We start from the raw sequence: 4,354 nt of genomic DNA, 5'->3' as shown, positions 1-4,354 counted from the left end.
AGTGCGATCCCGCCCTGGGGTTAGGTATGCCTGAAACTTATTGTATTGACTAAAAAGCACGTGAAATGGGGCGGCTCTGTCTCTAAACTGAATTACACAACAGAGCCAATAGCATCTACTATCAAATTGTTCATTTGATTGAAAATATTGAAAGATTGCTTTAATAATGGGGGGCGTGACTATACTATATATAGATGTAATATAAAAATTTCGCTTAACATTATGAAGTCAAAGTTAGATTTAAATTTGCTTATAGTATTGATTTTATTGGATAAACATCGTCAAATAAAATCAGTAGCTAAGGTTTTAGGAAAAACGGAGAGTGCTGTCAGTAAGCATCTTGCTAAATTGAGGGAGCAATTAAAAGACCCACTATTTGTCAGGGTTGGGAACGATTTTGAGCCGAGCCTTTATATGAAAAAAATACTTCCTATTATTTCATTAGGAGTTGAAACGATTGATTCAATAAGCAAATGTCATTATTTTGATCCATTATCTTATGAGGAAGATATTGTAATTGCCTTGCCTAATATCATGCAATATTGGGTAGGAAATAATATAGTATTTGATGTGATAAAAACATTCCCTAAAGCTAAAGTTATCCTTGTTAGTTGGGACGAAAAGTCTGATGTGGCAATGTCTAATGGCGATATTGATATTGGGGTACACTATTTTAATTCAGATTTACCAAAAAGTATTTATCAACAAGGGCTTGGAAGGATGTTGCCCAAGGTCGTGACTAATTTAAGCTTAAAAGGACATAGTTTTAAACAGTTGACTGAATTACCTTTTTTCTGGCTTACAACAAATGGGGCATCTCATAAGAAACCCTCTATTTTGAAAGCATTGAATAAAAATGAAGTGTATTTAAAAACGGTTGGTGAAGTTGATACCGTATCATGTTTGCTTGATATTTTAGCAAACAGTCAATCAGCTACAATACTTCACTGCTTAAACGATACTCTTGAAGGGTTTAATATTACGGATTTACCAAACTATAATATTGAAGAACAGCCTTTAATTGTAATAAATTATCGCTTAGCCAATCGAGATACTCCGTTAACACAGTTACTCGCAAAAATAATAGTTAAAAATTTCACTAAATAGATGGGTTGGGATAATTCCTACGGTTGCGTAGGAAAGGTCTCTTGTTGGGGGTTTGGCTAGATCAAAGATTGACATATAAAAGAATTTTGATAGATTTGAGCTCAAAAAGAAGCGAGATTCAATGTTGGATTATATTAATTGTTTGATAATAGATGACCACCCACTAGTTTGCTCTTCTATTCATAATTTACTCAAAGAAATTCCTTACATAAGGAAGGTCGATTATACATATAACCTCAAAGATGCAATGATTAAGTTGAAAGGGGGGGATGTTAACTTTTTAATATTAGATATCAATCTTGGAGACGGTGACGGGTTTGATTTTTTGAGGCGTGCAATTGCACATGGTTATAAGGGGAAAGTGCTTTTTATTTCAGGGAGCGATAGCGCTATACATATGAATGCAGCGTTGAATCTTAACGCTGATGGGTATATTTGTAAATCGGAAGACTTGAGTATAATTAAAGAGTCGGTAGATAGTATATATCGTGGTTATAGTATTTTTAAATCAGGGGTTGGTGCAATTGACCATGCTCTATCCAATAGGGAGGTTGCAGTTTATAACCTCCTGCTTCAAGGTAAGTCAAATAATAATATCGCTGAATTACTGTCGATAAGCCCCAAAACAGTAAGCACGTATAAAAGAAGAATACTGGATAAATATGAAGTAAATAGCATTGTAGATTTACTTACTAAATAGATTGAGACCATATAATCAATCTATAGGTATAGAAAACCACGGGTTTATCTGTGGATGAACGACTCTGAAGGCGATACACCTCGTTCTACAATGTTTATAACACTAAATATAACGCAGCTTGTCCCAAACTCAACTGCGAAGTGCGACACCCTCCAATATCAAGCAGCCAATGTTATTTCTTTAAAGACAATCGCTGGTTGCTTGAAATCTAAACGCTTTTCGGTCGATAATTTGTCCGTGATACAGCGAATTCAATATCGCTGTCTGTTACCGTTGTCAAGTCGGTTCCCATATTGCATAAAAGCTCGTTAGTATTCTCATTCTCCAGCTACTTTACGATGCTTTCATGACCTGCAAACTCTCTCTCGTTACCTACCGTGATGGTATTGACATTTTCCTTATAAGGCATGAGTAGCTCTACGGTTGCTTTGCTCACGTCATCCGCTGGTTTGGATGGCACTTTCTTTACGACGTAAAGTCGTGTTTACGCTCCAAGATAGTCACCATAGTCACCATAGTCACCATAGTCACCATAGTCACCATAGTCCCAGTGCTGTGTTTGCCTAATACGGTGTCGATTTTTCAATTATCAAATCGCCTCTTACTGTCAATGATACTTGGCTTATCATCGATAGAAACAGCGCTGCCGCTTTTCTCTGTATTACCTTGACGATACCGCTTGCGAGCTTGCCTCGAGTGGCGATATAACGTGCCACCCAACTGTTTATTCTGTGCAACAAATCGGTAGTTCAACTAATTGCTGACAGCGGCACCGACCTTATTTAATGCACTGGAAATTTGATCTGGATTCCAATCCGTTTCTAAAAGCAGGCAGACAAAATTAACACTCTCTTGAGGTATTCTGTATTTACGCGCTGATGTTCGTTTGTTGATAACACCTGAACTTAATTTGAGCAATAATGACCTTCCTTGCGGTCGCGTTTAAGCTCCCGATATACAGTAAAGCGGTGGCATGCAAGTGTTGATAATTCATGGTGGTACTCTGCTTGTTTCTTTGACTTGAAGAGCGTACCACTTTCAGCCGTTGGCTTCTTCTTTTACACCTTCCCATGAATGTCGCACTTATTATCTGAAATCGGGAGTTTATTAGTAGTAGTAAGTAGAACTAAAGCTGAATGATGTCGTATTAGCAAAGCGATCAAATTGATGTTTAACATTGATGCCTACTTTTAACTGTGGGTACACCTCATATTCTGTTCCTGCAGAAATTAAACCTCCTATTTCATTTGAGTTTTTGGAGTATTGGCTTATAGGTGTGATTATTTCATATTTTGACGAAGGAAATTCTTCTTCAAAATAATGTGCACCTCTTAAATTGTATTGAGTATAGGTTAAGCCTAATTTAAACTTAGTTAACCATATTTCGTTGAGATGGTGTGAATATATAGGTGTTAGAATGAGTTGCTTGGCTTTTACAGTTGTATCCCATTTTTCTTTGGTAACGGATACAATGTCTGACCTGACAAATTCGGAATGGTCATCTTCCAAATTAAATTGGTTGTAACCAAATTCGATTGCCCATTGCGAATCTAATGAATAACCGACAAAAAAATTCAACGTGCCATCTTCGTTCCTTGCGTTAAGGCTCGTTTTGGGTGATGAAATGAAATTGTTTTTTACGTGATGGTTTGTTGAACCTAAACCATATTCTAATCCGAAATAAGGTGAAGATACTGCATTAAAAGATATACTCAACAAGGCCGTTTTAAATAATATTATTTTCATTTTAAATCCTAATAAAACTTTTAATCATGTTTTAACAATAAATACAGGGCTTGGATGTAAGTTAAATCCCAAAGTGGTTAGGTATTTTCTTTATTTAGTGCTAGTAAAAACGTTTCATTGCGGATTAACGTGAACTATAAACGACTTTGTTGTGTAATTCCGTGGAACTAAATCAAGAACCTACGCCCTGACCAGTTACGTCCACTACCTCTCTTAGCCCTATGCATAAACCTCGTACAAAATAAACAACTGGAAGCAATATAAACAATCACTCATATAACCGTGGTTCTCTGACCTTTTGGATAGATGAAGAGGCGGTAAGCGGGTGGGCACAAAGCAAACAGAACAAGCGCGGGACTGATGGCAAGCGTAGAGTCCGGCGGAAGCTGCATATTGCCGTCGATACAAGCACTAAAGAAATTATTGCAGCCGAGGGTTACAGGTGGAGAAGTACTCCCGAACTTACCGAAGCAAACACATCGAAGTATTCTTGAGGTGTCTGGTGATAGCGCTGACGAAACGAGAGCGTTTAAGATTAAGCGAGCAGTTGCGCTTGCTCGCCAAGAGAAGGGGCAGTTGCTCCCCAAGAGAAGGGGCAGCGTTTTGGGAACTCGGCTACGCTCGAAATCGCTCAGTGGGTAGTCAGAAATTAGACGGCTCGTATAAGTATTGGAAAGAGTGGTATGGATGCCGCAGACGTTCACTCTCAGAAACAGCGATGTATCGAGTTGAACAGTTGCTAGGAGGACGATTGAGATTAAGAAATTACAATGCGAAGGTGGGTGAAACTTACGCGATGAT

General features: G+C 37.9%; 3 protein-coding genes and 1 pseudogene. 3 read left to right on the top strand and 1 reads right to left on the bottom strand.

Annotated features, from left to right (window positions below):
* Positions 1–222: 222 nt before the first annotated feature.
* Positions 223–1,107, top strand: coding sequence for a LysR family transcriptional regulator (locus AB4493_RS21290; protein ID WP_136973889.1), 885 nt, complete (start codon positions 223–225; stop codon positions 1,105–1,107).
* 121 nt (positions 1,108–1,228) lie between these two features.
* Positions 1,229–1,807 carry a response regulator transcription factor gene (locus AB4493_RS21285; RefSeq protein ID WP_136973890.1) on the top strand — a complete coding sequence of 193 codons (579 nt, stop codon included), beginning with the start codon at positions 1,229–1,231 and terminating at the stop codon, positions 1,805–1,807.
* A gap of 1,107 nt (positions 1,808–2,914) precedes the next feature.
* Here the strand turns inward: AB4493_RS21285 and AB4493_RS21280 are convergent.
* The gene (locus AB4493_RS21280) at positions 2,915–3,553 is read right to left on the bottom strand and encodes an AcfA family outer membrane beta-barrel protein (protein ID WP_136973891.1); all 639 of its coding nucleotides are present in this window, start codon (positions 3,551–3,553) and stop codon (positions 2,915–2,917) included.
* A 241-nt stretch (positions 3,554–3,794) separates the two neighbouring features.
* On the opposite strand from AB4493_RS21280, the pseudogene AB4493_RS21275 reads away from it, so the two are divergent.
* Positions 3,795–4,354 (top strand): annotated as a pseudogene (locus AB4493_RS21275) (hypothetical protein); the annotation flags it as partial.

The sequence above is a fragment of the Vibrio sp. 10N.222.55.A1 genome, assembly GCF_041473835.1.
GTDB lineage: Bacteria > Pseudomonadota > Gammaproteobacteria > Enterobacterales > Vibrionaceae > Vibrio > Vibrio crassostreae_C.
Note: the sequence above shows the minus strand (reverse complement) of the source record. Positions and strands in the feature narration are given on the sequence as shown.